The organism is Jutongia sp. SJQ-6 (assembly GCF_054161275.1).
Genome location: NZ_CP195314.1, coordinates 890299 through 916957, shown reverse-complemented (window position 1 = coordinate 916957; position 26659 = coordinate 890299). Strand labels below are relative to the sequence as shown.

General features: G+C 42.4%; 26 protein-coding genes and 2 tRNA genes. 24 read left to right on the top strand and 4 right to left on the bottom strand.

Annotated elements, in window-relative coordinates; genetic code table 11:
* The first annotated feature begins 41 nt into the window (after nt 1-41).
* The 12 genes from asd to ACSAJE_RS04250 all read left to right on the top strand — a co-directional run bounded on the left by asd (nt 42) and on the right by ACSAJE_RS04250 (nt 11189).
* Nucleotides 42-1139 (top strand): aspartate-semialdehyde dehydrogenase, encoded by a 1098-nt coding sequence (asd, locus tag ACSAJE_RS04305; RefSeq protein WP_022025284.1) that lies wholly within the window; start codon nt 42-44, stop codon nt 1137-1139.
* 28 nt (nt 1140-1167) lie between these two features.
* Nucleotides 1168-1572 (top strand): NUDIX domain-containing protein, encoded by a 405-nt coding sequence (locus ACSAJE_RS04300; RefSeq protein WP_022025285.1) that lies wholly within the window; start codon nt 1168-1170, stop codon nt 1570-1572.
* A gap of 95 nt (nt 1573-1667) precedes the next feature.
* Complete coding sequence (locus ACSAJE_RS04295; protein WP_458009767.1) at nt 1668-2951, top strand: dihydroorotase; 1284 nt, start codon at nt 1668-1670, stop codon at nt 2949-2951.
* Nucleotides 2952-2956: 5 nt separating this feature from the next.
* Nucleotides 2957-3877 (top strand): orotidine-5'-phosphate decarboxylase, encoded by a 921-nt coding sequence (gene pyrF, locus ACSAJE_RS04290; RefSeq protein ID WP_022025287.1) that lies wholly within the window; start codon nt 2957-2959, stop codon nt 3875-3877.
* 24 nt (nt 3878-3901) lie between these two features.
* A complete protein-coding gene (locus ACSAJE_RS04285; RefSeq protein WP_022025288.1) occupies nt 3902-4681 on the top strand; it encodes a dihydroorotate dehydrogenase electron transfer subunit in 780 nt (259 codons plus the stop codon).
* A 10-nt stretch (nt 4682-4691) separates the two neighbouring features.
* Entirely contained in the window at nt 4692-5594 is a 903-nt protein-coding gene (locus ACSAJE_RS04280) for a dihydroorotate dehydrogenase (protein WP_118690886.1), read from the top strand.
* Between the two features lie 98 nt (nt 5595-5692).
* A complete protein-coding gene (gene pyrE / locus ACSAJE_RS04275) occupies nt 5693-6370 on the top strand; it encodes an orotate phosphoribosyltransferase (protein ID WP_022025290.1) in 678 nt (225 codons plus the stop codon).
* 32 nt (nt 6371-6402) lie between these two features.
* Entirely contained in the window at nt 6403-6555 is a 153-nt protein-coding gene (locus ACSAJE_RS04270; protein ID WP_022025291.1) for a hypothetical protein, read from the top strand.
* Entirely contained in the window at nt 6555-7523 is a 969-nt protein-coding gene (gene fliB, locus ACSAJE_RS04265; RefSeq protein WP_458009766.1) for a flagellin lysine-N-methylase, read from the top strand. Before ACSAJE_RS04270 ends, fliB begins: the two co-directional genes overlap by 1 nt.
* A gap of 253 nt (nt 7524-7776) precedes the next feature.
* The gene (locus ACSAJE_RS04260) at nt 7777-8601 is read left to right on the top strand and encodes a hypothetical protein (RefSeq protein ID WP_118506785.1); all 825 of its coding nucleotides are present in this window, start codon (nt 7777-7779) and stop codon (nt 8599-8601) included.
* Between the two features lie 99 nt (nt 8602-8700).
* On the top strand, nt 8701-9918 hold the full coding sequence (locus ACSAJE_RS04255) for a hypothetical protein (protein ID WP_458009765.1): 1218 nt from the start codon (nt 8701-8703) through the stop codon (nt 9916-9918).
* Nucleotides 9915-11189 carry a right-handed parallel beta-helix repeat-containing protein gene (locus ACSAJE_RS04250; RefSeq protein WP_458009764.1) on the top strand — a complete coding sequence of 425 codons (1275 nt, stop codon included), beginning with the start codon at nt 9915-9917 and terminating at the stop codon, nt 11187-11189. The genes ACSAJE_RS04255 and ACSAJE_RS04250 overlap by 4 nt, the downstream gene beginning before the upstream one ends.
* A 5-nt stretch (nt 11190-11194) precedes the next feature.
* Here the strand turns inward: ACSAJE_RS04250 and ACSAJE_RS04245 are convergent, their stop codons facing one another.
* Nucleotides 11195-12511 carry a hemolysin family protein gene (locus ACSAJE_RS04245; protein ID WP_118690890.1) on the bottom strand — a complete coding sequence of 439 codons (1317 nt, stop codon included), beginning with the start codon at nt 12509-12511 and terminating at the stop codon, nt 11195-11197.
* Nucleotides 12512-12925: 414 nt separating this feature from the next.
* Between ACSAJE_RS04245 and ACSAJE_RS04240 the strand changes: the two genes are divergently transcribed.
* The 4 genes from ACSAJE_RS04240 (at nt 12926) to ACSAJE_RS04225 (ending at nt 18147) form a co-directional block, all read left to right on the top strand.
* Entirely contained in the window at nt 12926-13642 is a 717-nt protein-coding gene (locus ACSAJE_RS04240) for a metal ABC transporter ATP-binding protein (RefSeq protein ID WP_458009763.1), read from the top strand.
* A gap of 18 nt (nt 13643-13660) precedes the next feature.
* Nucleotides 13661-14479, top strand: a complete 819-nt coding sequence (locus ACSAJE_RS04235; RefSeq protein WP_118690891.1) for a metal ABC transporter permease — start codon at nt 13661-13663, stop codon at nt 14477-14479.
* 23 nt (nt 14480-14502) lie between these two features.
* Nucleotides 14503-16389, top strand: a complete 1887-nt coding sequence (locus tag ACSAJE_RS04230) for a bifunctional homocysteine S-methyltransferase/methylenetetrahydrofolate reductase (protein WP_458009762.1) — start codon at nt 14503-14505, stop codon at nt 16387-16389.
* Nucleotides 16390-16515: 126 nt separating this feature from the next.
* Nucleotides 16516-18147, top strand: a complete 1632-nt coding sequence (locus tag ACSAJE_RS04225) for an ABC-F family ATP-binding cassette domain-containing protein (protein ID WP_022025300.1) — start codon at nt 16516-16518, stop codon at nt 18145-18147.
* 197 nt (nt 18148-18344) lie between these two features.
* Here the strand turns inward: ACSAJE_RS04225 and ACSAJE_RS04220 are convergent.
* Nucleotides 18345-18416: transfer RNA gene (locus ACSAJE_RS04220), tRNA-Gln, on the bottom strand.
* A 269-nt stretch (nt 18417-18685) separates the two neighbouring features.
* Here ACSAJE_RS04220 and ACSAJE_RS04215 point away from each other — a divergent pair.
* Nucleotides 18686-19378 (top strand): hypothetical protein, encoded by a 693-nt coding sequence (locus ACSAJE_RS04215; protein ID WP_458009761.1) that lies wholly within the window; start codon nt 18686-18688, stop codon nt 19376-19378.
* 120 nt (nt 19379-19498) lie between these two features.
* On the opposite strand, the gene ACSAJE_RS04210 is transcribed toward ACSAJE_RS04215, so the two are convergent.
* A tRNA-Gln gene (locus tag ACSAJE_RS04210) sits at nt 19499-19570 on the bottom strand.
* A gap of 250 nt (nt 19571-19820) precedes the next feature.
* Here ACSAJE_RS04210 and ACSAJE_RS04205 point away from each other — a divergent pair.
* On the top strand, nt 19821-21689 hold the full coding sequence (locus tag ACSAJE_RS04205) for an alpha-amylase family glycosyl hydrolase (RefSeq protein WP_458009760.1): 1869 nt from the start codon (nt 19821-19823) through the stop codon (nt 21687-21689).
* A 112-nt stretch (nt 21690-21801) separates the two neighbouring features.
* Here the strand turns inward: ACSAJE_RS04205 and ACSAJE_RS04200 are convergent, their stop codons facing one another.
* The gene (locus ACSAJE_RS04200; protein ID WP_118690895.1) at nt 21802-21996 is read right to left on the bottom strand and encodes a hypothetical protein; all 195 of its coding nucleotides are present in this window, start codon (nt 21994-21996) and stop codon (nt 21802-21804) included.
* A gap of 151 nt (nt 21997-22147) precedes the next feature.
* On the opposite strand from ACSAJE_RS04200, the gene ACSAJE_RS04195 reads away from it, so the two are divergent.
* From ACSAJE_RS04195 to ACSAJE_RS04170, 6 genes are read left to right on the top strand one after another with little or no spacing between them, the layout of a single operon-like run.
* Nucleotides 22148-22633: a DUF5721 family protein gene (locus ACSAJE_RS04195; RefSeq protein ID WP_118506793.1), complete on the top strand. Its 486-nt coding sequence runs from the start codon at nt 22148-22150 to the stop codon at nt 22631-22633.
* Nucleotides 22634-22651: 18 nt separating this feature from the next.
* Nucleotides 22652-23833 (top strand): ATP-grasp domain-containing protein, encoded by a 1182-nt coding sequence (locus ACSAJE_RS04190; RefSeq protein WP_458009759.1) that lies wholly within the window; start codon nt 22652-22654, stop codon nt 23831-23833.
* A 17-nt stretch (nt 23834-23850) separates the two neighbouring features.
* Nucleotides 23851-24966 carry a Gfo/Idh/MocA family oxidoreductase gene (locus ACSAJE_RS04185; RefSeq protein WP_458009758.1) on the top strand — a complete coding sequence of 372 codons (1116 nt, stop codon included), beginning with the start codon at nt 23851-23853 and terminating at the stop codon, nt 24964-24966.
* A gap of 57 nt (nt 24967-25023) precedes the next feature.
* Complete coding sequence (locus ACSAJE_RS04180) at nt 25024-25974, top strand: glycosyltransferase family 2 protein (protein WP_458009757.1); 951 nt, start codon at nt 25024-25026, stop codon at nt 25972-25974.
* The gene (locus ACSAJE_RS04175; RefSeq protein ID WP_458009756.1) at nt 25971-26306 is read left to right on the top strand and encodes an EamA family transporter; all 336 of its coding nucleotides are present in this window, start codon (nt 25971-25973) and stop codon (nt 26304-26306) included. Before ACSAJE_RS04180 ends, ACSAJE_RS04175 begins: the two co-directional genes overlap by 4 nt.
* Nucleotides 26307-26313: 7 nt before the next feature.
* On the top strand, nt 26314-26655 hold the full coding sequence (locus tag ACSAJE_RS04170) for an EamA family transporter (RefSeq protein ID WP_458009755.1): 342 nt from the start codon (nt 26314-26316) through the stop codon (nt 26653-26655).
* The last annotated feature ends 4 nt before the right edge of the window (nt 26656-26659 follow it).

Below are 26659 nucleotides of genomic sequence, written 5' to 3'. Positions count from 1 at the left end.
TGCAGATTTACACATTATAATCAATGGAGGAATCGAAAACTATGGACAAGAAGTTAAGAGTTGGTATCCTTGGCGGTACCGGTATGGTAGGACAGAGATTTATTTCACTTTTGGAAAATCATCCTTGGTTTGAGGTAACTACGATTGCCGCAAGCCCACGCAGCGCTGGGAAGACCTATGAGGAAGCTATCGGCGGACGCTGGAAAATGACAACACCAATGCCGGAAGCAGTGAAAAAGATTATCGTACAGGATGTTAGCGATGTTAAGAACGTAGCTTCTTCCGTAGATTTTGTATTTAGTGCAGTTGACATGACTAAAGATGAGATCAAGAAGATCGAAGAAGAGTATGCTAAGACAGAGACACCGGTTGTCTCCAACAACAGTGCACATCGTTGGACACCGGATGTTCCGATGGTAGTGCCGGAGTTAAATCCGGAGCATCTCGAAGTGATCGAGTCTCAGAAGAAGCGTTTGGGTACAACCAGAGGTTTCATTGCTGTTAAGCCAAACTGCTCTATTCAGAGTTATACACCGGCTCTCCATGCTTTGAAGAAAGCAGGTTATGAGCCAAAGACAGTAGTAGCAACAACATACCAGGCAATTTCCGGTGCCGGCAAGAACTTTAAGGATTGGCCGGAGATGGAGCACAATATCATTCCGTTCATCGGTGGTGAGGAAGAGAAGAGTGAGCAGGAGCCACTTCGTATCTGGGGTCACATCGAGAATGGCGAGATCGTTAAGGCAGAGGGACCGGTTATCACGACACAGTGTATCCGTGTACCGGTTTTAGATGGTCATACAGCAGCCGTATTTGTTACTTTTGAAGAGGGCAAGAAGCCTTCTAAGGAAGAGATCATTAAAGTTTGGAGAGAGTACAGTGGTGTTCCACAGGAGCTGAAACTTCCAAGTGCACCGGAACATTTTATTCAGTATCTTGAGGATGACAACCGTCCTCAGGTAGCATTGGATGTTAATTATGAGAATGGATTTGGTGTATCTATGGGTCGTCTTCGTGAGGATACTGTATTTGATTACAAGTTTGTTGGTCTTTCACATAATACGGTGCGTGGTGCAGCAGGTGGTGCTGTTCTTACGGCAGAGTTACTGACTGCTAAGAAATACATCACAGCCAAATAATCAATTATAGAAAGGCATGGTTATTAGGATGAACCGATATCGTATTTTGGTAAAAGGAATTGTACAAAAGGATGACAAGTTTCTGGCGGTGGAGAAATGGTATGATGATAATATCATAGATCCGTATCAGTGGGAATTTGTTGATGGTGAAACGGAATTTGGAGAATCACCGGATGCGGCTGTGTTGCGTATCATTCAGGAGCAGACAGGGTTGATCGCGGTTGTTGACCGGATTTTGTATACTTGGACCTTTATGATTGGTTCAGAATGTAATCTTGGCATTGCGTATCTTTGTCTGACAGAGATGGAAGAAGACGCTGTGCAGCTTTCTGAGGACCTGCATGATGCGCAATGGATCACATCGGCAGAGTTTGATGATTTGATCAACAATAAGAGAATGCTTGCGGATTTACAGCAGGCAGACGTATATTAAGAGATGGCATCTGCCGGATTACCGGCAGGTGCTCTCTGTATGTATGGGAGTATGCAAAATGTATACAGGACAGCCTATGAAAAGGAGGAGGATTGATGAAAACACTGATATGTGGGGGACGAATTATTGACCCTGCGCAGAACATGGACGAGATCGGAGACATCTTAATAGAAGATGGTAAGATCGCACAGATCGCGCCGAAGATTATAGAGGAGGCAGATCAGACAATTAATGCAGAAGGACACGTTGTCATGCCGGGATTTATTGATCTGCACGTACATTTGCGCGAACCGGGATTTGAATATAAAGAGACGATAAGGACCGGCGCCATGGCGGCTGCAAGGGGCGGTGTGACCACAATCTGTCCAATGCCAAATACGAAACCGGCGATCGATAGTCCGGAAAGAGTAAAGGATCTGTTAGAACGTGCCAAAGATGCAGCAGTTCACATTTTGCCGATCGGAGCAGTAACGATCGGTCAGGAGGGAAACGAGTTAGCAGATATTGCCGGTATGAAAGAGGCCGGTGCAGTGGCGCTTAGTGAAGATGGCAAATCAGTGATGGATTCGTTAGTTTTTCGCCATGCACTTAAGGAAGCTGCTAAGAACAAAATACCAATGTTTTCGCATTGTGAAGACAAGGCATTAGTAGACGGTGGAGTTATGAATGCCGGAGCCAAAGCAGAGGAGCTTGGGCTGCCGGGAATTACGAACGCAGTAGAAGACGTTATCGTTGCCAGAGATATTCTGATGGCAAAAGAGACAGGCTGCCGGTTACATTTGTGTCATTGTTCAACAGCGGACAGCGTTTTACTCATTGAAATGGCAAAGCAACAGGGGCTTCCTGTGACCGGAGAGGTTTGCCCGCATCATTTTACGATGTCTGATGATGAGATCACAGAGGATCATGGCCGTTTCAAGATGAATCCGCCACTTCGCAGCAGAGCGGATGTCGAAGCACTCAAAAAGGGACTTGCCGGAGGGATCATGGATGTGATATCTACGGATCATGCACCACATGGTAAAGAAGAAAAAGATCAGTCTATGCGTAAAGCACCGTTTGGTATTGTCGGGTTAGAGACTTCCTTTGCATTAGGCTACACAGAACTTGTCAAACGTGGTATATTAAGTTTATCAGAGTTAGTTGCTAAGATGAGCACAAATCCGGCAAAGGTACTGGGCATTGCCAAGGGAACGCTGAAACCGGGAACGGCAGCAGATGTAGTGGTTGCAGATATTGATACGGAATATGCGATTGACAGCAGCAAGTTTTTATCAAAGGGTACGAACACACCGTTTGATGGAAAGTTAGTATACGGCAAGGTCTTAAATACCTTCGTGGATGGAAAATTGGTTTATAGTGAAGAAAGGAATGGATAAGTAGTATGATTAATACATTGATTGAGCAGATTACCAAAAAGGATGCACCGATCGTTGTCGGATTGGATCCAATGTTAAGTTACGTGCCGGAACATATTTGCAAGGCAGCTTTTGAACAGTACGGAGAGACGTTAGAGGGCGCTGCAGAGGCAATTTGGCAGTTTAACAAGGGAATCGTAGATGCAACACATGATCTGATCCCTGCAGTAAAGCCACAGATCGCTATGTACGAGCAGTTTGGTATTCCAGGTCTGACAGCATTCAAGAAAACAGTTGACTATTGTAAGGAGAAAGGTCTTGTTGTTATTGGTGATATTAAGCGCGGAGATATCGGGTCTACATCTGCTGCATATGCGGTAGGACATATTGGTAAAGTGCAAGTAGGGTCTAAGTCCTATGCAGCCTTTGATGAGGATTTTGTTACGGTTAATCCATATTTGGGAAGCGATGGTGTTAATCCATTTCTCGATGTCTGCAAAGAGGAAAATAAAGGAATCTTTGTATTGGTAAAGACGTCCAACCCTTCCAGTGGTGAATTTCAGGATCAGCTCATCGATGGCAAGCCGTTGTATGAACTGGTAGCTAAGAAAGTGGTAGAATGGGGTGAGCAGTGCATGGGAGATACCTATAGCAATGTTGGCTGCGTGGTTGGTGCTACGTATCCGGAAATGGGTAAGGTACTTCGTAAACTGATGCCAAAGACATATATTCTGGTACCGGGTTATGGTGCGCAGGGCGGTACCGCTGAGGGATTGAAACCATACTTTAACAGCGATGGCTTAGGTGCGATCGTCAACTCTTCGCGTGGTATCATTGCCGCATACAAGCAGGACAAATATAGTAAGTTTGGCGCTGACAATTATGCAGATGCCTCCAGACAGGCAGTAATTGACATGATCGCAGATATTAACGGAGCGATCAAGTAGAACGTTTAGAGAAAGAGGATAGCAATGGCAGAGAAAAAGAAATGTCTGGCAACCGTGAAGAGCCAGTCAGAGTTGGCACCGGGAATATACAGTTTGTGGCTTGCTTTTCCCGAAGAATACAATGTTGCAGCAATGGCAAAACCGGGACAGTTTTTGTCGCTGTATAGCGATGATGGCAGCAGACTGCTCCCAAGACCGATCAGTATATGCGAGATTGACGCGGCTAAGCGCATGATCCGCTTGGTATACCGAGTGGCAGGAGCCGGCACGTTAGAATTTTCCGGTAAGCAGGAAGGTGATACGATCGCAGTTGTAGGGCCACTTGGCAACGGATTTACACCTCGTTCCGGTAAAAGTATTTTGATTGGCGGAGGAATTGGTATCCCGCCAATGTTAGCATTAGCGAAGAGCCTGTCCGGTGAAGTGCAGGTCGTATTAGGATACCGCGATGCAGTGCAATTTTTGAAAGAAGACTTTACCCCATATGCATCTGTATATGTTTCGACCGAGGATGGCAGCGTGGGAACCAAGGGCAATGTCATAGATGCGATCCGTGCCGAGGGTATTACAGCAGATGTGATCTATGCGTGTGGGCCTATGCCGATGCTGCGTGGTGTAAAAGCATTTGCGGCAGAGCAGGGGATCGAAGCTCAGATTTCTTTGGAAGAGCATATGGCGTGTGGTATCGGTGCTTGCTTAGGCTGTGTATGCACAACCAAAGAAAAAGATGCACACAGTCACGTCAATAATACAAGAATTTGCAAGGACGGTCCGGTATTTGATGCGCAGACCGTAGAGATATAGGAGGAAAAGGATGAATCTGGCAGTAAATTTTGCGGGAGTATCAATGAAAAATCCCGTTACGACGGCATCCGGTACCTTTGGTTCTGGTGCAGAGTACGGAGAATATGTGGATCTGAACCGTTTGGGAGCTGTGACAACGAAAGGTGTGGCAAATGTACCTTGGCCCGGCAATCCAACACCGAGAGTGTGCGAGACTTATGGTGGTATGTTGAATGCGATCGGTTTGCAAAATCCGGGGATAGACGTATTTATTGAGCGTGATATTCCGTATTTGAAGCAGTATGATACCAATATCATTGTCAATGTGTGTGGTAAGACACCAGACGAATATATTGATGTTGTCAGACGTTTGGCAGAGGAAGATGTTGCACTGTTAGAAATTAACATTTCCTGCCCGAATGTCAAAGCGGGAGGCATTGCATTTGGTCAGGATCCGAAGCAGGTTGAGAAGATCACTGCACAGATTAAGGCAGTGGCAAAACAGCCTGTGATCATGAAATTAAGTCCAAACGTAACAGACATTACAGAGATGGCAAAGGCAGCGGAAGCAGGCGGAGCAGATGCAATCTCTTTGATCAATACGTTGACCGGGATGAAGATTGATATTAATCGTCGAACCTTTGCACTTGCCAATAAGACAGGAGGAATGTCCGGTCCGGCAGTGAAGCCGGTTGCGGTTCGCATGGTCTATCAGGCAGCACATGCTGTGAATATTCCGGTACTTGGAATGGGAGGGATCCGAACAGCAGAAGATGCGTTAGAGTTTATTATGGCGGGAGCTACAATGGTGGCAGTCGGTACCGCCAATTTCAATGAACCGGCGACAACTGTGCAGGTGATAGAGGGAATAGAACAGTTTATGCAGCAAAACGGCGTGAAAGACATTAATGAGCTGATAGGATGCGTAAAGTAGTATAAAGAAGCTGATTTTGGTGTTCAAATGGTGTAGAAACTAAAAACAGTTATACAGCAATATGGCGAACGCCTATGAAAAGGAGGATTATCGTTAAGATGGAAGCATACAAAAAAGAATTTATTGAGTTTATGGTTGCAAGCGATGTATTGAAATTTGGGGAATTTACATTAAAAAGTGGTCGTAAATCTCCGTTTTTTATGAATGCGGGAGCTTATGTAACCGGTGCGCAGCTTAAAAAGCTGGGAGAGTATTATGCGAAGGCAATTCATGAGCATTACGGGGATGACTTCGATGTGTTGTTTGGACCGGCCTATAAGGGAATTCCCCTTAGTGTGGCAACAACTATAGCATTCAGCGAGTTATATGGCAAAGAAATCCGTTACTGCTCAAACCGCAAAGAGGTGAAGGACCACGGTGATACCGGTATTTTATTGGGAAGCAAGATCAAAGATGGTGATAAAGTGGTTATTATTGAAGATGTGACCACTTCCGGTAAATCCATTGAGGAAACATTCCCGATCATTAAAGCACAGGGCGATGTTGAGATCATTGGTCTGATGGTATCGTTAAACCGAATGGAGCGCGGACTCACTTCGAATGCCAGCGCACTGGATGAGATTCAGCAGAAATATGGCTTTGGTGCAAATGCGATCGTTACAATGGAGGACGTTGTGGAATGTCTTTACAACAAGGAGTGCCAGGGCAGAGTATTGATCGATGATAACTTGAAGGCTGCTATTGACGCATACTATGCGGAGTACGGTGTACACTAATTGAGTGATTATTGTAAACATGGAGGTCATGTATGGTCGAAAAAGTATATAAAACAATGAAATCTGTTGGGGCTAGTAATATTGTATTAGGCATTTTGTTGATCGTTGGTGCGATTGCCGCCGGTGTCGTACTGATCGCCAAAGGTGCTAAGCTGTTGCATGATAAGTCAGAGTTGACATTCTAATGGATGGCGTAGTACTTAAGTATTATCGGGAATTTTCCTGCTTAGCAGATCGTTGTGAGGCAACTTGCTGCGCCGGCTGGAAAATTGTCGTGGATCCGGAGGCGTATGAGCGGTTTCAGAAGATAGAGCCGGAATGGCTCCGAGAGGACATACTCTCACATATCCATAAAAAAGAGGGCGTTTATTGCTTTGAAAATCTTGCAGGAGGTCGCTGCGCGATGCTAGACGAGGATGGATTGTGCAGGATACAACGGAATACCTCTGAGGAGATGTTATGCAATACCTGTCGTAAATTTCCACGTTTAACAGCAGTAATTAATGGCGATGTGTGGATCTCGCTTGCTGCTTCCTGCCCTGCAGTAAGCAGATATCTGCTACATGATCCGGTAGAGTGGAACACTCTGCAGGGAGAGAGGATCTGTTTAGATGATCTTTCTGTATGGAAAGAGGGAAAAAGTGCCCTGCAATTGTTAAGTGCGGCATATCCACACGAGGATCCGGATTTTGATTCGTTTGTAAATGTGTCTATGGAATGTTTGGACATTATACTGGCGTTTCCGGAATGCCGATATTTAGAGGATAGTTTTGATTTTTATGAGCGGGAAAATGACGAAGCGGCTTGTGATTTGATACGTCGATTTGTGGCAAATACGGGGCAATGGTGGAAGCAGTATTATGACAATTATATGCGCTATCGGATTTTATCCCGGTATTTGGAGTATCCACAAGAGATGAACACAGAACGTATTCATCAGGTGCTGGGTGAACTGTTGCTGCTGCGTGTCATATGCTGCAGCCGGTTTGCCTGTCGAGGATCTCTTGTGGAACAGGACATCCTAGATGCGATCCATTGGGTTTATCGCTTTTCGGCACACGGCAAACAAATGGGGCAGCGTGTTCATCAAATGTATGTTGGATGGTCGGATCACACCATTGCACAAGCTCTGCCAAATGGTGATACAGAATGAAAGTGGCATATTGACAAAAACACCCGAAAGAACCGGGTGTTTTTTGAATTTATTAACAAATTTTTGTTTTTATTTTGTGCAATGTATGGAAAGTGAAAAAAACAGAAAAAAAGTCTTTACGTTTTCGGGTAAAACAGATATAGTAACCTTACTCCCAAGTTGAACGACAAAGAATTAGTATTTTGACCAGCCCGGAAGCAACTTACGTTGTCTGGCAGGTCGCTCATAATAGGGAAGGAGGTTTGGAGTTCAATTGAAGATTGCATTTTGGAGCCATACGAGAGAGGGGGCGTGTGTCACGACGAATCTTGCGTGTATGGCAGCTATGACAGCAGTTCATAGTGAAAAGAAATGCATGCTCCTAGAGAATCATTACAGTCTTAGAAATATCGGTGACCTGATGCTCCCGTCAGAGAGGATCGAATGTTTGCGTGAGCAGGGTCAATATTATAACAAATACGGGTTGGAACATCTTTTGAAAGAACTGTATTCCGGAAAGAATGATGCGAATATGATACAGCACACAGCGATTCCTTTATTGTTTCAAAATTTATTCTATTTGCCACAGAGTTTCATTGTAAATCGAGATGTATTCAATTATGAATTTGAATTAGTCAGAGAGACTTTGTTTCAATGTCTGGAAGAGGCAGCAGATCTATTATTTGTGGATACTGAATCCAACAGAAATCTTAGTACAACCAGTATACTTTCCGATGCAGACTTAATAGTAGTCAATCTACGACAGGATACAAAGATGTTGACGGAATTTTTTGAAAATCATCCAATAATACGCAATAAAGCGTTCTTTTTGATTGGTAAATATCAGCCTAATCATACTTGGAATTTGCGTAGAATATGTTATCGTTTTCATATCCCAAGACAAAATATTGGCGTGATCCCTTATAATTTAGAGTTAGAAGAGGCGGTTACGTATGGTAGAGTACTGCAATTTTTGAATCGTAATATTGATGAAAAACAGAATAAGGAGAATGCTTTTTTTATGAGACAAGTTGATCGGGCTGTAGAATTGCTTCATCAGCGAATAGAAAGTTGTCAGGACTCTCGCGATGATAAATGATACAGAATTGATGACTTTTTTGTCGCAGCACATGGGCAAATGACGGATTTTGTTCGATAAATAATATAGAACTAATGCGATTTCGGGGAGGAGGAAACCATGAAAAGGGAAGAAAATAAAGGATCATTGGTGTCACACCCGATGCGGGAACGAAGTGCTGCATATCGATACCGGTATTGTTTTGGGCTAGGTGTGCTGGCGATGGGCAATATGCGTGCGATTATGGAGTTACAGCCATATTATGAACGGTTGCTGCGGCAATTACTGCCGGATCAGGATCAATACGCACAGATCATTACGGATATTAATAATGATCTGGAACGACATTTGGAGCTGGTGCGCCAAACGGTATGTGACCGTGTAGACCAGTGTTGCTTCTTGTTGGATATATACAAGATGTGTCTTATGGCGGTTTGGTCTGTGGATTACTGTCAGGCAATTTTTGATCAGTACGCTATTATGTTTCAGATCAGCAAGAGAGAACGTGCATTTATATGTGCTTTTGGGGAGGCTGCGGCGAAACAGGATCAAACCTTAGCAGCCGAGCAGTACGAACGATATGAACAGCTTGGAGGCTGTATGCCTTTTGCAGTAATGCGTTATATCTATCCGGATTTTTTGTGGAAACAGACGCGGAAAGGGTTTACGGTACATACAGGAGAGACGATTTATCTTCATGGAAAGCAGATCATAGATGGGGATATTTTGGTGGAAACCGGTGCAACGCTTTGGTGTGAAGAAGCAGAGATTACTATGGATGGAGCAATACGTGTTCAAGGTGGAAGAGTACATTTTCAAAATTGTGAGATATGCGTTGAGAACTGTTCACAGAAATATTTCATAACAATGACTGCCGGATCTTCGATCATGTTGACAGCGACAGTATTAGACTGTCAGTCGCTGTGTGGTGCTATCTATCAGCAAAAGGGGAGTTTGCTCGTTAAAGACAGCAGGCTATGCCGAAGTGCTCGGGTGCCACTGGTGCATTTTGCCGGAGAGTATGCAGAGTTTCAGAATACCGGACTGCAGAATGGCTTAGAAGGACTGTTGGTATTCGAAGATCCGGCGAAAGTGTATATACACAATTGTCGATTCGTCAACGGTACGAGAGACTATGGAGGGGCAATTTACTCAGAAACCTTCGGTAGTGTACGGATCCGACAGTGCCAGTTTGTGGAATGCCATGCAAAATATCTGGGTGCAGCAGTATATTTTCAAAATTACAGATGTGAACAGACTATATCGGGATGCGAAGTAATTTCCGATCAAAATGTACAGGAAGCATTTTTTCAGAATTATAAGGAGGGGCGTCAATGATTCAAGATGTATTAACCCGTTTTGAGCAATATAATAAAGAGATGAGTCCTCTGGGAGATGCGATGGATGGTACAAAGCTGCAGGCGCAGCTGCAACAGTACAAACGGATTCGGATCACGGGAAATTACATTCTTCCGACGGACATTGTTTTGTATGAAGGAATGACGTTGCTGATCGATCAGGCCGTTGTATCCATGGCTGGCAATATAGCACTGCGAGGTGGAGAATTGCATATCAGTAATAGCCGGCTTGTACGTACTAGTAATTCTCATCGTGCCGGAATTAATGTGCATCAGTGCGGAAGTCGTGTTTTGATTGAGAACAGTGTGATTGATTGTGCCTATTATGGAATGTTTCTTAGAGCGGAAGATGGAGTGGTATCGGTGGCAGACAGCACGATCGTGCGTACAACCAAAGGAGCTGCAATTCGTTTTTGGGGAGAGCGCATCCATGTGATCCGCTGTCATTTTCGCGACTGTTATTCTGCAGAATTCGGTGGAGCATTAATGCTTCGAGGAGGGCAGGGTGTGGTCTGTGATAATGTATTTGAACAGTGTGAAGCAGAGCGTGGTGCAGCGATTTATTTGTCCTGTGATATCGATGTAACACATTGTACTTATCATGAGTGTGTGCCGAAAGATATGCCATTTGTAAGACATTGGCGGGTAGGCGGATGCATTGATAAAAAAGGAATTCGAGTACAGAAGGAACGTAAAATTTCACAATGTACAGCGATACTTGATTGTTCATTAGAGGTGGCAACGGGAGCAAAACTTACGATAAGCGATAGCGTTATATATATGAATCAGCCAATAGTCTGCTATGGAAGTCTTGAGATGCATAATGTGAAAATGATCTGTGGACAATGTGAACAAGGTGATCTGATCCGTTTGGACCATGCTGCTTTCGCGGTATTGCAGCATTGTTTGTTTGATGGACGTAACCGGGTGGGAATACTCCGGGCGACAGGAACAAGAGTAAAGATCGCACAGTGCTTTTTTGCCAATACGAAAGGCGGGAGAGCGGTTTATAACGCATATGCCTCCGAGATCCTTGACAGCACGTTTAGTTACTGTCAAGGTGGAGCATTATATATGCAGGGTGGTAAAGTGATACGTTGTAAGTTTGTCGGGTGTCGTGACACTCGCGGTGCAGCAGTCTGGATGTATGGCGCAACAGCGGGATTGATTCAAGACTGCCAATTTGAGCGGTGTGTGTCTGATCCTCGTAGTGACGTGATCGAAAAGGGGCTTGCGCACCGAGTGATGTAGGTGCGTTAGACCCCTTCTTCCTCATCCAAATCTGCTGTCGTATCTTTCTGAGGAAGTAGATGAACTTTTACTTTATCAATACGATTGTTGGTTGCCTCGAGTACCCGGTATTCAGCGTATTCATCCTGTACAGTTTCCCCGGCTTTCGGGAAATGATCCAACAGATTAATGATATGTCCGGCAATCGAGTCATAATCCTCTGATTCCAGATCAATGCCAAGCTCATCATTAATATCATCTAATTTTGCGATACCAAGTAAGATGAAATTTTCGTCATCAATCTTGGTGATCTCATCCTCTTCGTTTGTGTCATATTCATCACGGATCTCACCTACAATTTCTTCTATGAGATCTTCCAGTGTTAAAATGCCGGCAGTTGCGCCGTATTCATCTAACACAACAGCCAATGGAATAGACTCCTTCTTCATCTCAAAAAAGAGTTCGGAAATTTTCTTATATTCGTAGGTGAAGTAAGGTTCACGCATAATAGTTGTAACATCAAATTTATCGCGGGCATCTTCATAGAAGAACAGGTCTTTAACATTAATGATACCGATCACATTATCACGGCTTTCACTATATACAGGCATTCTTGTATGGCGAAGTTCCTTATATACCTCGAACAATTCCTGATAAGAAATATCCGCACTGACGAATCCAACATCCATTTTAGGAACCATGACGTCCTTAGCCATCGAATCACCGAAATCAACCACGTTTGTGATCATCTGACGCTCTTCGCTTTCAATAACACCCTCTTCGTGGCTGACATCCAAGATCGTACGAAGCTCGCCCTCTGTAATCGCAGGAGAGTGATTCGACTTTACATGGAGCAGATGCATTAGTCCGTTGCTCAATTGATTCATTAAAAAAGAAATCGGCCGAAGTATGTTCGTTAGTCCATAAATCGGTTTGGCATAGATCAGAGATAAACGTTCCGCATTCATTGTTGCGAGAGACTTTGGAATGATTTCTCCAAATATTAAGACCAAAATAGTAATAATTCCTGTTGCAATACCGGTGATCGCGCTTACACTGTCACTCATACCTGAACTTTTTGCAAGTTTCATTGCGAAGGTTGTTGTCAGAGAAGAAGCAGATAAGTTAACAACGTTATTACCTATTAATATGGCACTAAGCATTTGCGTCTTTTCTTCGATCAGTTTGAGTACCAGAGAGGCATTCTTGTTTTTATCGTCTGCCAATGATTTGATACGCATTTTGTTTACTGTTGTTAAGCAAGTCTCTGCAGATGAAAAGAAAGCAGAGAGTGCGAGCAGAATAAGTAAAATAACTATCTGCCGGGCGTCGCTTGAATCCAAAAAAAATCAACTCCAATCCTAATTAATGGGGCTGCAAAGTAACCGTGCAGCTTAATGATAAAATGTATCCTTAAGGGCTTTGACAAAATCGCTAAGGATCATTATAGTATAACAAGCAATATTCTACCGAGGAATGTAGGAAATGTCAAGATATCTGTGGATTTTTAAGGAGGTTTGATGATATAATGACTCTCCCTTGCGTTGCGAATTTGTGATATAATGAGCCTCAGAGAAAAACAAGCGGCTGCGAAGCAGACATTTGTTTTTCTGGGCTCATTAACGAGCAAATAAGCTTGTGTAACAAGCGAATAAGCTCTGAAGGAGCGGATTTGCGAGTTTAATAAAAAGGCTAATTGATGTATGATATAATAACTTTTAATGATATTGCGACTTAGATTAGAAAAGAGGTAAACTATGGGGCAAAAAAAAGAAGATTGCTTGGTTTCCTGTGTAGATGCAGGACTTGGTTATGAGAATCGAGCAATTATAGAACATTTGGACTTCAGCGTACATCGTGGAGAATATATATGCGTTGTTGGTGAGAACGGATCCGGTAAAAGCACATTGATCCGAACTTTACTTGGTTTGTTGAAGCCGGTCAGTGGCAAAGTGGAGTTGGCACCTTCTCTTCACGGCGGAGCAATCGGTTATCTGCCACAGCAGACACAGGCACAGAAGCACTTCCCGGCCAGCGTGATGGAAGTTGTGCTGTCCGGTTTCCAAAATCAGATGCATGGCAAGCCTTGGTATCGGCGCACACAAAAGAAAGAAGCACTTCGTAACCTGGAGCGTTTGGAAATTACCAATCTAAAGGGGAAATGCTATGGGGAACTTTCCGGTGGACAGCAGCAGAGAGTACTGTTAGCCCGTGCGCTGTGCGCAACGGAGAGACTGTTAGTATTAGATGAGCCGGTTACCGGTCTTGATATGGCTGCGGCAGCGTCATTGTATGCAAATCTTGACAAACTTCATCAAGAAGGCGTTGCCATCATTATGGTGACACACGATGTACACAAGGCGGTCGAGTGTGCAGATTATATTTTGCATATTCGTGAAGGAGACTATTTTTATGGCAACGTTGCGAAGTATTTAGAGACAGAGTATGCCGGGGTATGGCATACAATGCGGTAAATATAGGAGGAATCATACATGGAAATGTTAATGCAGATGTTTTCCTATCCATTTATAGTGAGAGCATTTATTGTCGGAATATTGGTATCGCTATGTGCCGCCCTGTTAGGGGTAAGCTTAGTATTAAAACAGTATTCCATGATCGGGGATGGATTATCCCATGTGTCTTACGGGGCATTGTCAATTGCGATCGCATGTGGCATCGCACCGCTTGCACTTTCAATACCGGTAGTGATCGTAGCGGCCTTTTTCCTGTTGCGTATGACAGAGAATGGACTAATGAAGTCGGATGCAGCCATCGCTGCCATGTCAGCTTCGGCGTTAGCGATCGGTGTATCGGTAACAAGCCTTACGACAGGAATGACTACGGATGTGTGCAGTTACATGTTTGGCAGCATTTTGGCGATGACATCCGCAGACGTATATTTAAGCGTTGGTTTGTCTGTGATCGTATTGTTGTTATTTATCTTTTGTTATCACAGTATCTTTACGGTCACTTTTGATGAAAGCTTTGCCAGAGCAACGGGGGTAAAGGTATCATTTTACAATACAATGATCGCAATTTTGACGGCAGTGACGATCGTTCTTGGAATGCAGATGATGGGAGCCATGCTGATATCGAGTTTGGTTATTTTTCCGGCACTCACATCTATGCGTATATGGAAAAGTTTTAAGAGTGTGGTGATCTCTTCCGGTATTTTGGCCGTAATCTGTTTTTGCATCGGAATGATCGTATCCTATCAATTTTCAACGCCGGCAGGAGCAAGCGTTGTATTAGTTAATTTATGTGCGTTTGCGATCTTTTTTGTCATTCAGAAAATCAGAGAACACATATAACATAGCGCATATGGAGGAAAATAATGCTTTACCAGGGAAATATTCGAGACTATCTTAGTAAGCAGCCATTGCTGTTTGACGGTGCAATGGGAACTTACCTTGCAGATAAATATATACAATTTGGTGGGGAATCCTGCGAAAAATGGAATCTTCGCTATCCGGAGCGTATTAAACAGATACACAAAGAGTATATTGATGCCGGAGCAGTGGCGATCAAAACAAACACATTTGCGGCCAATGCAGGAGATCATTTTACGGCAGAAGAGGTTGGAAAGGTTATAGCAGCCGGCACGCAGATTGCACGGGAGGCAATCGAGGAATCTGCAGGAGAGCAGATATTATTTGGTGATATTGGTCCTGTTTTGATCGGCGATGAGAATGATGCGGCAGAACGTTATCGCCTTCCGGTGGACTGCTTTTTGGAGCAGGGTGTGCGTCATTTTTTGTTTGAGACATTAGACAACATAGAAGGATTGGACGAAATTACCGAGTATATTAAGCAAAAGCAGCCGGAAGCATTTATTATTGTCTCATTTGCAGTATCACCGGAGGGCTTAACCCGAAGTGGATGTTATGGGCGTAGTTTATATCAAAAGATGATGAATGTATCGTCGATCGATGCACTTGGCTTTAATTGTATTTCCGGTCCTAAGCATTTGCTGGATCTCATGTATAAATTGTCAAGAGAACAGAATACAAAATATATCTCGATCATGCCAAATGCCGGTTATCCTGCCGTACTGGATAATAGAACGTATTACGAGGCACATCATTATTATTATGCAAAAGAGATGTACCAGATCGCAAAGCAGGGGGCGTCTATCATAGGAGGCTGTTGCGGTACCGATCCAAGCTTTATCTCGGAAATAGCTAAGACGTTGCAGCAGTCGCCGCTCCCCGGAAGAAAAACATATAGTGCGGATGGTTCGGGACGGTCCGTCAACTCTGTTGTGGAGAACCGGCAAACGGAACAATCAATCCCTGTCGCAAATGATGGACAGGAAGTGAAAAACTATGCCGGAAAGGACAATCTGCGCAATACCTTTGCAGCAAAATTGGCATGTGGCGAGAAGGTTTTGGTCGTAGAACTGGATCCTCCTGTAACGCCGGAGATCGATTTCTTCATGGAAGGAGCAGCCAAGTACCAGCAGGCAGGCGTTGACGCCATTGATATTGCCGACTGCCCGGTGGCAAAGGCACGCATTGACAGTAGTATATTGGCATGCAAAGTTATGCGCGAACTTGGTCTGACAGCAATTCCGCATATGACCTGTCGTGACCGTAATATTAATGCAACGAAGGCATTGTTGCTGGGATTAAATGTGGAGGGTGTTAACAACGTACTTACCGTGACCGGAGATCCGGTGCCGGCAGCAGAGCGAGGCTTGGTAAAAACAATGTTTAGCTATAATTCAGCGGTGCTTGCAAACCATATTCGTACCCTGAATGAGCAGATTTTTCAGAACAATCCGTTTATGATCAGTGGAGCATTAAATGTAAATGCCGTTAATTTTGACAGTCAGATCATCCATGCTAAGCGTAAGATCAGCCAAGGAATCGATGTATTATTTACGCAGCCGATACTTACGGAAAGAGCATTAAATAACCTCAAGCGTGCCAGAGAGGAATTAGATGTTAAGATCTTAGGCGGAATTATGCCGGTAGTCAGCTATCGGAATGCCTGCTTTATGAATAGTGAAATGGCAGGAATTGATGTCGATCCGCGTATTATAGAAATGTATCAGGACAAAGACCGGGCACAGGGAGAGGAACTGGCAGAGCAGATATCTGCTCAGGTTGCACAGGAAATTGCCCCATATGTGGATGGCTTTTATCTGATCACGCCATTTAAGAGAGTCGAGCTTATATTGCGGATCATTAAACAGATCCGAGGGCTGTTGGATCGCTAAGGATCGGTACAAATGGCTGAAAAAGGCTTAAATTCCCGAAAAAGGCTTGCAAATTTACATAGTTCCTGTAAAATAGTAAGCGTTGCATATTAAGAGTATGTGAACTGAGAAAGGAAAGAGATAATTATGATACAGGCAAGTAACGTGACATTGCGTCTGGGCAAGAAAGCCCTGTTTGAGGATGTAAATATTAAATTTACAGAAGGAAATTGTTATGGATTGATTGGTGCAAATGGTGCCGGCAAATCTACATTTTTAAAAATACTTACCGGAGAGATCGAACCAAGTAAAGGAGACATCATTATTACTCCTGGTCAGCGACTTTCTTTCTTGAAGCAGGATCATTTCCAGTATGATGAGTTTGTTGCACTTGATACTGTTATAATGGGTAACGAACGCTTATACGACATCATGAAAGAAAAAGATGCGATTTATGCAAAAGAAGATTTCACAGAAGAAGATGGTATCCGTGCCAGTGAATTAGAAGCAGAATTTGCGGAAATGGATGGATGGGAAGCAGAATCAGATGCTGCGACTTTGCTAAATGGTCTTGGAATCGCACCGGAACTTCATTATAAAAAGATGAGTGAGATCGCAGCCAGCGACAAGGTAAAGATCCTGCTTGCGCAGGCGTTATTTGGTAACCCGGATATCTTATTGCTGGATGAGCCGACCAACCACTTGGACTTAGATGCGATCCGTTGGCTGGAAGACTTCCTGATCGATTTTGACAATACGGTTATCGTGGTATCCCATGACCGATATTTCTTAAATAAAGTCTGCACACATATTGCGGACATTGATTATGCGAAAATACAGCTATATGCCGGTAACTATGACTTTTGGTATGAGTCAAGTCAGTTGATGATCAAGCAGATGAAAGAAGCCAACAAAAAGAAAGAAGAGAAGATCAAAGAGTTGCAGGAATTTATTCAGCGATTCAGTGCGAACGCTTCCAAATCCAAGCAGGCAACTTCTCGTAAAAAGGCATTGGAAAAGATCGAGCTTGATGACATGAAGCCATCCAGCAGAAAATATCCATATATTGATTTCCGTCCGGAACGAGAGATTGGTAATGAAGTACTTACCGTAGAACATTTGTCTAAGACTATTGATGGTGTTAAAGTTTTAGATGACATTTCTTTCATCATCAACCGCGAAGATAAGGTTGCTTTTGTAGGAAGCAACACGATCGCCACAACTACGTTGTTCCAGATCTTAGCAGGAGAGTTGGAACCGGACGAGGGAAGTTATAAGTGGGGTGTTACGACAAGCCAGTCTTATTTTCCAAAAGACAATACAGAGTTGTTCTCCGGGGACGAGACGATCGTTGACTGGTTAATGCCATTTTCACCGGAAAAGGATCCAACCTATGTACGTGGTTTCCTCGGACGTATGTTATTCCCAGGCGAAGATGGTGTCAAAAAGGTTAATGTATTATCCGGTGGAGAGCGTGTTCGCGTTATGCTGTCCAAAATGATGATCTTGGCATCCAATGTTTTGATCATTGATGAGCCGACAGCGCATTTGGATATGGAATCGATCACCGCATTGAATAATGGATTGATCAAATTCCCGGGAGTAATTCTCTTTACATCTCAGGATCATCAGTTTATTCAGACAATTGCAAATCGTATTATGGAAATCACACCGGGTGGATTGATCGACAAGATTTCAACATACGATGAATATCTGGAAAATGATGAGATGGCAAGAAAACGTCAGATCTTGTCTGTACAGGCAGAAGAAGAGGATTAATATACAGCAGAAGCTATAAACCAGATTGTATAAATATAAGAAATTAGTGTGCCCCATGGAGTTCCATGTTTATGTAGGATCCTATGGGGCGTTTTGTTTGAATAAATACTGCTTTGGTTATGGAATAGATGGTTAATAGTTTATTCCTGCAAAAAAATAAACCTTAGAAATACATCTCTAAGGTTTAAAAAGAAAAACTGGGCTACAAGGATTCGAACCTTGAAATGCTGGAGTCAGAGTCCAGTGCCTTACCATTTGGCGATAGCCCATCATATGTCTTGAAGTATACAACTTACAATGTTTTGTGTAAGCCTTTTGCTCAAGCACTTGTTTATTATATAACACTGGAAACGAAAAAGCAAGTCTTTTTTTTAGAATATTCAACACCTTCTTAATCACAAGCTACACAGATTTTGAATATATAACTCTTTAGAAGTGGCTTTTTTTAAAAAATGCCATATTTATTGTGACAAATGACATAAAATATTGAAACATCTAAGAAAATGTATTATAGTAAAACTCAGATAAGCAACATTTGATGATACAGAAGGATAGGGGGGATATTATTAAAGATACAATCGTTAAAGAATACATAGGAAACCCAGAAATTTTTGCGGATGTCTTTAATTTTTTTCTTTATGATGGAGAACAAAAAATAAAGCCGGAGAATCTTACAGAGAAGGATGTTACGGAATTGGTTACATTGCCGGCGGCAATAAAAGGACAGGAATTGTCAAGAGAAGTGGACGTTAGCATAAAAAGATCTCAAATGCATAAACGTTCCAAGCGTAAAACGGATGGCATTAATTCAGCGCAGAAACACCGCGATTTGTTGAAATTTGCAGCAATGATGCAGGACTCTTATGCAAACTATGTGATATTAGGGGTTGAGAATCAGATGGAGGTGCATTATGCAATGCCGGTGCGTAACATGGTATATGATGCACTGCAGTATGATAAACAAGTTGCAATGATTGCAGCAGCTAATGTGATTAATACAGTTGCAGGGATAGGATTGGAAATTAGGCAAGACAGGGGGAAAGTGGATATGTGCAAAGCAATTGAGGATCTGAAGGCAGAGAGCCGAGAGGAAGGTCGTGCAGAAACTATAGGACAGACAGTAACCATGTTGAGAAATATGAAGATACCGAAAGAAACGATATTATCAGAATTGCAGAAGACATTTTCAATCAGTGAAGAGGAAGCTAACAGAATATATAGTACAAAATGAACGAATGCATCTTTTTATTGTTATGATTGTCTATGTAAGACAGAGTCGCAAAAATTATATATAAAAAGCAAACAAAAAAATAAAACCCTAGATAACTATCTAAGGTTTAAAAATAAAAAACTGGGCTACAAGGATTCGAACCTTGAAATGCTGGAGTCAGAGTCCAGTGCCTTACCATTTGGCGATAGCCCATCATATGTCTCAAAGCATGCCATTTACAATGTTTCATGTAAATGTTTCGCTCAAGCACTCAGCTATTATATAATAATATTTTCAAAAAAGCAAGCCCTTTTTTATAAAAAATTTTATGGCATTCTTGCAAATAGTTGAATTAGATCGATGAAGTACACATCTTGCATATTACCTTTACACCAATGTTAAAAATGTAGTAAAATAGAAATAGTGACTAGACCATAGGGTCAAAAATGATTGGAGTAACAGTATGACAAAAAATCAATTTACAATACAGCCGGGCAATGCACTGCCGCTTGGCGTGACAAAGGTGGCAGATGGTGTGCAATTCGCCATATATTTGCCTGACAAGAGAGAATGTTACCTAAAGCTATTTCGTAAAGGACATCAGACAGAGCAGTATCGGATACCGCTTACGGATGAATATCGCATGGGAAGCGTATATTTCGTACACCTGCGTTCCAAAAATACGACAAGTGCCTTTGATATAGCCGAAGAATTATCCGATAAGTACGAATACGTATACGAAGCAGACGGGGAAGATATTGTGGATCCCTATGCGGCAGGAATATCCGGTCGTGACCGTTGGAATCGTACAGATAAAATGCCCGTCAGAGGTCGTATCTGTTTGAAAGAATTTGACTGGGAAGGAGATTACATTCTGCGCAAGCCCTTTCATGAGCTGGTTTTATATCAATTACATGTAAGAGGATTTACAAAACATGCCTCCTCCGGCGTGGGCAAGCCGGGTACTTTCGCAGGTCTGCAGGACAAGATACCATATATGAAAGATCTTGGGATCAATGGCGTACTCTTGCTTCCGGTATATGATTTTGAAGAAAAGCAGGGTGATAAAGTAAATTATTGGGGATACGGTGTAAGTGATACGTATTATTTTGCACCAAAAGCAGCCTATAGCAGCGGAGAAAATGCAGATGAAGAATTCAAAGAAACGATCAAAAAGCTTCATCGCAACGGAATGGAAGTTATTTTGGACTTCTATTTTGCACCCGGCACCAATCTCAATTTAATGACAGATTGTTTACGGCATTGGGTATTAAACTACCATGTGGATGGTTTTCGGGTCAACACAGAAGTCATGCCATCGCTTACATTAGCATCAGATCCTATTTTATCCGGTGTTAAGCTGTTTTCTTCTTATTGGGATGAAGAAATGTTATCCGGCGCCGGTATTCATCAGGCGGATAACTGTCTGGCAGAATATAACGAAGGCTTTATGAACGATGCCCGACGTTTCCTGAAAAGTGATGAGGGACAGGCAGAAGCGTTTTATAAAAGATTTTACCGCCATCCGGATAAAGTGGGCGTTATTAACTTTATGACCCATGTAAACGGATTTACGATGATGGACCTGGTGTCCTATGATATCAAACATAACGAATCAAACGGGGAACGAAATGCCGACGGAACGGAGTACAATTATAGCTGGAACTGTGGCGTGGAAGGAAAAACCCGCAAAAAGGCTGTACTGGAGCAGCGGAAACGTCAGATCCGCAACGCACTTTTGATGCTGTTATTTAGTCAGGGAACGCCGATGATCCTTGCAGGCGATGAATTTGGCAATAGTCAGGAAGGCAATAATAATCCGTATTGTCACGATGATGCGGTAACTTGGCTCAATTGGAAACCAACCAAGACAGGGGAGCAGATCCGCAACTATGTGAAACAGTTGATCGCATTTCGTACAGAGCATCCGGTGCTTCATCAAGCGAAAGCATTATGTATGCAGGATACGTTATCCTGTGGTCTGCCCGGCATATCGGCACATGGAGTGCAAACGTGGCGTCCGGACTTTTCCAATTACAGCCGCATATTAGGTGTGCTGTTAGCCGGAGATTATGCACAGAAACCGGATGGAACTTCCGATGATTCTATATACATCATTTTTAATATGTATTGGGAGACAAAGTCCTTTGATCTGCCAACGCTGCCGGCAGGCAAAGAATGGCATGCTGCCATCGAGACATTTGATGAAACATTTCACGTGTTGCCGCAGACTGCCGTTAAGCAGACCAAGAGAAGCAAGAATACAAAACTGGGCAAGCAGCGTGCAACCGTAGTTCCACCGCGTTCTATTGTTGTATTTGTCAGCCGCTAGCAGATATATGCGACCGGTAGCCGTCGCAAGCAAAAAAGCAGACACAGGAGCGAAGAACCGCGCCCCTGCATCCGCATGAGGGAGTGTCTGCAGACGCAGATCAGAAATAAAATTAGAAATCGTGATTTTTCATGATTTCTGAGTAAAGATCAAGATCACAGACATTTGGCTCTGTGTAATGCGTGCAGTTAGTGCAAGATACGCTCTCTGCAGTAGAGTTAGAGCATCCGCATTTGCCTGTTTCGCAAGGGCAATACTGCGTACAATGTTCTGCAACTTCTTTCATGGTTTTTGCATCTTTTTTCATGATCGTGCCTCCTTATCTGCGCTGTCTGAAGTAGGCAGCCGATGCTGACAGCGCAAGTGCACGCGGCTGTAATCTATAGGAAGACAAACTCTCTGCATCCAAACAGCAGAAAATTTGTCGTGCAATTAGTATGCACAGAAAGCAGGATTTTATGATTTTATTGAAAATTTCTGAAATACAAAAAGCTATGGCGCACTTATTGATCCGTGATGCCTTTGATGAATGTTATTTGGAGCAGGCAGAAGTGCTCACCTTTGCCAAATTGACCATGCAGGGTGGGCGTAATCCGAATTGGTACGATGAAGCGCCTGCAGATGACCGGGTTCGATGGAAAGAGTGCAAACCAACGATATTTACTTATATAAAAGGGGATCGAACGCCAACGATGATGCGCATTTCTTTGAAAGCCAGTGCAGAATTTGCAGAAAAATTGTTGGAAAACAGTGGTGTTTATGACCTGTATTTGCAGGAAAAACCGATGTTGCAACTGCAATTTCGCTATGAAAAGCAGGAATTGGTATTCGTCACCGGTATTACGCATGCAGAATTCACCATGGATAAACGTATTGAGTTCGCATGGGATGCAGCGGTAGAACAGTATGTGAGAAGTTTGGGAGTTGGGGCAGAACGAGGATAAGAAAGGTGTTGGGGAAGCATGAAGAAATTATTATTGCTAGGTGGAAGTCATGCCGAAATTCCGCTGATAAAGGCAGCAAAAGAAATGGGATATTATGTGATAACCAGCGGTAATCAACGTAATGGAATAGGGCATTCTTTTGCAGATGAATATGCACCGTGTGATTTTAGCGATAAGGAGGCGATTACTTCCTTGGCAGAACAATTGCAGGTTGATGCAATTTGTTCTGGCTGCAATGATTTTGCCGCATTATCTGCAGCGTATGCCAGTGAACGCTTGGGACTTGGTGGACACGATGCGTATCAAACGTCATTGAAACTGCATCACAAAGATCAATATCGTCAATTGGCAAAAAAACTGGATATAGTTACACCCAATGCGTATCGTTGCGAATCACAGGAGCAATTGCAGCAGATATCAGAGAAAATGGTGTTTCCGGTTATTGTGAAACCAGTAGATCTTACAGGAGGTAAAGGGATTCGTCGCTGTGACACATTGGAAGAGTTACAGTCAGCATATGACGAAGCGGTAGCGATTACGAGAGAATCTTTTGTGATTGTTGAACAATTTATTATGGGAACCAATCACGGATTTTCTGCTTACCTACAAAATGAACAGGTAGTATTTGCGTTTGCAGATAATGAGCAATATTATCATAATCCTTATCTGGTTTCTGGTGCGAGTACTCCCGGAGACATACCTACAGAAGCAAGACAGCAATTGATAGATGATTGTGAAAAAATAGCACATGATCTACATTTGTGTGATGGAATATTACATATTCAATTGATTTTAACAGAGGAAAACGTCCCGGTAATTATAGAAATATGCAGACGGACACCGGGGGATTTGTATGTGGAGCTTGTACGTAAGGCTACAGGGATGGAATATGCGAAATATATTGTTGGTGCAGAAGCAGGGTTAAAAATGCCTAGACCGGAGTACCATCAGCCATCTAAATATTATGTGCGCCATTGTGTAATGGCAGACCATGATGGTGTTGTTGATGGGATAGATGTAGCAGAGATAAGACCATTTATTGTGGATCAGCTTTCTTTATTTCACAAAGGGGAAACAATTAGTGAATATTTGAAATATAAAGCAGCTATTGTGTTCTTATGCTTTGCAACTAAACAACAATATATGGATTATATTGATAAATTGCCTCAAATGCTTACGATTCGGTATAGATTAGAGTGATACAAGGAGGAGAAGGTATGTATAATATAGCGTTTATCGGAGGTGGGGTGAATTCTGCAATTGGACGCAGTCACTACATTGCCGCACAGATGGATGGAAAATTCAAGCTGGTTGCAGGTGCATTTAGTCGTCATGCCGAGATCAATCAGGAGACAGGAGAAAGTTTTGGCGTATTGTCCGAGCATGTCTACGATGACTACAAAATGATGTTGGAACGGGAAAAAGAGGCAGTGGACGTAATCGCAGTTCTGACGCCGACAGATACACATGAGCAGATTGTTTGTGACTGCTTACAGGCAGGATATCCGGTGATTTGCGAGAAATCTCTGAGTACCTCTTTACAATCTGCGTTACAAGTACAAAAAGTTCTTGACGAGATGAGGGGATTCCTATGTGTAACTTACAATTATACGGGTTACCCGATGGTTCGTGTTCTTCGGGAAAAAATACAGGCAAAAGAACTGGGAAAAATCACCAATATTATTATTGAGATGCCACAGGAGGGGTTTTCGAGATATACATTAGAACATACAGAACCAAAACCGCAGGAATGGCGAATGAAGGATTATCAGATCCCTACCATATCATTAGATTTGGGAACACATTTGCATAATATGATTGCTTTTTTAACAGGAGAACATCCGATAGAGGTAGTCGGACGAGAAGATTCATTTGGTTTTTTTCCTCAAATTGTGGATGATGTGTTATGTATGGCGAATTATACAGATGACATTGCTGTTCAGATGTGGTATAGCAAGGTGGCTTTAGGAAATCGTAACGGCCTTAGAATCCGAGTGTATGGAACAGATGCAAGTGCAGAATGGTATCAGGCTGAACCGGAAATTCTGAAATTGCATGATAAATTAGGAAATAATATGATCCTTGATCGAAGTAATGATTTGGCGGTAGGGCAGCAGGATCGTTATAATCGTTTTAAGGTAGGACATCCTGGAGGATTTATTGAAGCATATGCAAATTATTATTGGGATATGGCAGAATTGCTTGATTGCTATAAATCAGGTAAACAGATGAACTCATATTATTTGCTGGATGTAAATAGCTCCATAGAAGGGTTGAAGTTGTTTGAAGCTGTTCATGAATCAGCAACTACACATCAATGGATAACCTTGTAAAAATAGAAGGATGAAGTTGTTTTATGGTTGGCAATACATACAAACAAAGGGGACAAAATGAAGAATAAGTGTATAAGTTTTGTGATTCCATGTTACAATTCGGAATTGACAATTCGAAATGTGGTTGGAGAGGTTATTAGAGAAGTTAGCAAGCAAGAGGAATATCAATATGAGATCATACTTGTTAATGACGGATCCCGGGATGGAACAGGAGATGTTATCAAACAGTTGGCAGAAGAAAATGATAATATTGCTGCGGTATTGTTTGCTAAAAATTTTGGACAGCATGCGGCTTTAATGGCTGGATTTTGTAAGGTGATGGGAGAATATGTTGTGTGTTTGGATGATGATGGTCAGATGCCGATCGAGTCGATTTTTGACTTGATTGCAGAATTGGAACGTGGAGCAGACGTTGCATTTGGACGATATGAGGATACACAGCAAAAAAAAATTAGAAATTTCGGAAGTTTTATTAATGTCAAAATGACGGAGATGTTATTAGAGAAACCAAAAGACTTGTACATGTCTAGCTTTTGGGCTGGCAAGCGGTTTGTCATTGATGAAATTTGCAAATATGAATCTGCATATCCTTATGTAGGGGGACTGCTTCTCCGCACAACACATAATATGGTCAGCGTTCCGGTAAAACATAGACCACGTCAACAGGGGAAATCAGGATATACATTTTTTAAGTTGTTGGGGTTATGGATGAACGGATTTACCGCCTTTTCTGTTAAACCATTGCGCTTTGCAACTTTCTGTGGTGGTATAAGTGCGTTTGTAGGCTTTGTACTGGCAATTGTCATGATTATAAGAAAGTTAGTAAATCCAAGTATACTGCTCGGATATTCATCGACGATCACAGTTATTTTATTTGTAGGTGGAATGATCATGATGTTGTTAGGAATATTGGGTGAGTACATTGGCAGAATCTATATATGTATCAATAAAGCACCGCAATATGTTACCAGAGAGGCAGTAGATCATAGAAAGGACGAGCAGACTTGAAAAAAGTATATTTGTTATTGCACATCGCTATTATGATATACGCTGCGGGTGGAATATTTAGTAAACAAGCGGCGCAAAGTGAATTTATGTCAGTGCGATATTGTATATGCTATGCGATAGTCCTTGCTTTTTTGATAATATATGCGGTTATATGGCAGTACATATTAAAATATTTGCCACTTACTACAGCAATAGCTCATAAATCAGTCACTGTATTTTGGGGTTTCCTTTATGGAATGTTATTTTTTCAGGAAAAGATAACATTATGCAATATAATAGGGGCAGTATTGATCATGATCGGCATTGGACTGGTAAATAGCGGGGAAAGGTGATTATATAATGATAGCAACAATGGTATATCTTTGTGCGGTGTTTATTGCATCCTTATCACAGATTTTGTTAAAACGCAGTGCGTTAGAACAACATGAAAATATATGGCGACAATACCTGAATATAAAAGTGATCAGTGCATACTTGATGCTTATAGTATCTATGTTTATTACAATTTATGCATATAAGGGCGTTGCTTTGAAGATGGGACCGGTGCTTGAAACAACAAATTACTTTTTTGTGGCTGTATTAGGTTATATTTTTCTAAAGGAAAAACTGACCAAAAGACAGTTAGTAGGCGTATTGTTTATCGTAGGTGGAGTAGTGATATCTGCGGTCGGCCCGATATAGAAAA

Excerpts from the sequence above, each read along its gene's own strand:
- asd (WP_022025284.1), top strand. The coding sequence starts at position 42 with ATGGACAAGAAGTTAAGAGTTGGTATCCTTGGCGGTACCGGTATGGTA.
- ACSAJE_RS04300 (WP_022025285.1), top strand. The coding sequence starts at position 1,168 with ATGAACCGATATCGTATTTTGGTAAAAGGAATTGTACAAAAGGATGAC.
- ACSAJE_RS04295 (WP_458009767.1), top strand. The coding sequence starts at position 1,668 with ATGAAAACACTGATATGTGGGGGACGAATTATTGACCCTGCGCAGAAC.
- pyrF (WP_022025287.1), top strand. The coding sequence starts at position 2,957 with ATGATTAATACATTGATTGAGCAGATTACCAAAAAGGATGCACCGATC.
- ACSAJE_RS04285 (WP_022025288.1), top strand. The coding sequence starts at position 3,902 with ATGGCAGAGAAAAAGAAATGTCTGGCAACCGTGAAGAGCCAGTCAGAG.
- ACSAJE_RS04280 (WP_118690886.1), top strand. The coding sequence starts at position 4,692 with ATGAATCTGGCAGTAAATTTTGCGGGAGTATCAATGAAAAATCCCGTT.
- pyrE (WP_022025290.1), top strand. The coding sequence starts at position 5,693 with ATGGAAGCATACAAAAAAGAATTTATTGAGTTTATGGTTGCAAGCGAT.
- ACSAJE_RS04270 (WP_022025291.1), top strand. The coding sequence starts at position 6,403 with ATGGTCGAAAAAGTATATAAAACAATGAAATCTGTTGGGGCTAGTAAT.
- fliB (WP_458009766.1), top strand. The coding sequence starts at position 6,555 with ATGGATGGCGTAGTACTTAAGTATTATCGGGAATTTTCCTGCTTAGCA.
- ACSAJE_RS04255 (WP_458009765.1), top strand. The coding sequence starts at position 8,701 with ATGAAAAGGGAAGAAAATAAAGGATCATTGGTGTCACACCCGATGCGG.
- ACSAJE_RS04250 (WP_458009764.1), top strand. The coding sequence starts at position 9,915 with ATGATTCAAGATGTATTAACCCGTTTTGAGCAATATAATAAAGAGATG.
- ACSAJE_RS04240 (WP_458009763.1), top strand. The coding sequence starts at position 12,926 with ATGGGGCAAAAAAAAGAAGATTGCTTGGTTTCCTGTGTAGATGCAGGA.
- ACSAJE_RS04235 (WP_118690891.1), top strand. The coding sequence starts at position 13,661 with ATGGAAATGTTAATGCAGATGTTTTCCTATCCATTTATAGTGAGAGCA.
- ACSAJE_RS04230 (WP_458009762.1), top strand. The coding sequence starts at position 14,503 with ATGCTTTACCAGGGAAATATTCGAGACTATCTTAGTAAGCAGCCATTG.
- ACSAJE_RS04225 (WP_022025300.1), top strand. The coding sequence starts at position 16,516 with ATGATACAGGCAAGTAACGTGACATTGCGTCTGGGCAAGAAAGCCCTG.
- ACSAJE_RS04215 (WP_458009761.1), top strand. The coding sequence starts at position 18,686 with ATGATACAGAAGGATAGGGGGGATATTATTAAAGATACAATCGTTAAA.
- ACSAJE_RS04205 (WP_458009760.1), top strand. The coding sequence starts at position 19,821 with ATGACAAAAAATCAATTTACAATACAGCCGGGCAATGCACTGCCGCTT.
- ACSAJE_RS04200 (WP_118690895.1), bottom strand. The coding sequence starts at position 21,996 with ATGAAAAAAGATGCAAAAACCATGAAAGAAGTTGCAGAACATTGTACG.
- ACSAJE_RS04195 (WP_118506793.1), top strand. The coding sequence starts at position 22,148 with ATGATTTTATTGAAAATTTCTGAAATACAAAAAGCTATGGCGCACTTA.
- ACSAJE_RS04190 (WP_458009759.1), top strand. The coding sequence starts at position 22,652 with ATGAAGAAATTATTATTGCTAGGTGGAAGTCATGCCGAAATTCCGCTG.
- ACSAJE_RS04185 (WP_458009758.1), top strand. The coding sequence starts at position 23,851 with ATGTATAATATAGCGTTTATCGGAGGTGGGGTGAATTCTGCAATTGGA.
- ACSAJE_RS04180 (WP_458009757.1), top strand. The coding sequence starts at position 25,024 with ATGAAGAATAAGTGTATAAGTTTTGTGATTCCATGTTACAATTCGGAA.
- ACSAJE_RS04170 (WP_458009755.1), top strand. The coding sequence starts at position 26,314 with ATGATAGCAACAATGGTATATCTTTGTGCGGTGTTTATTGCATCCTTA.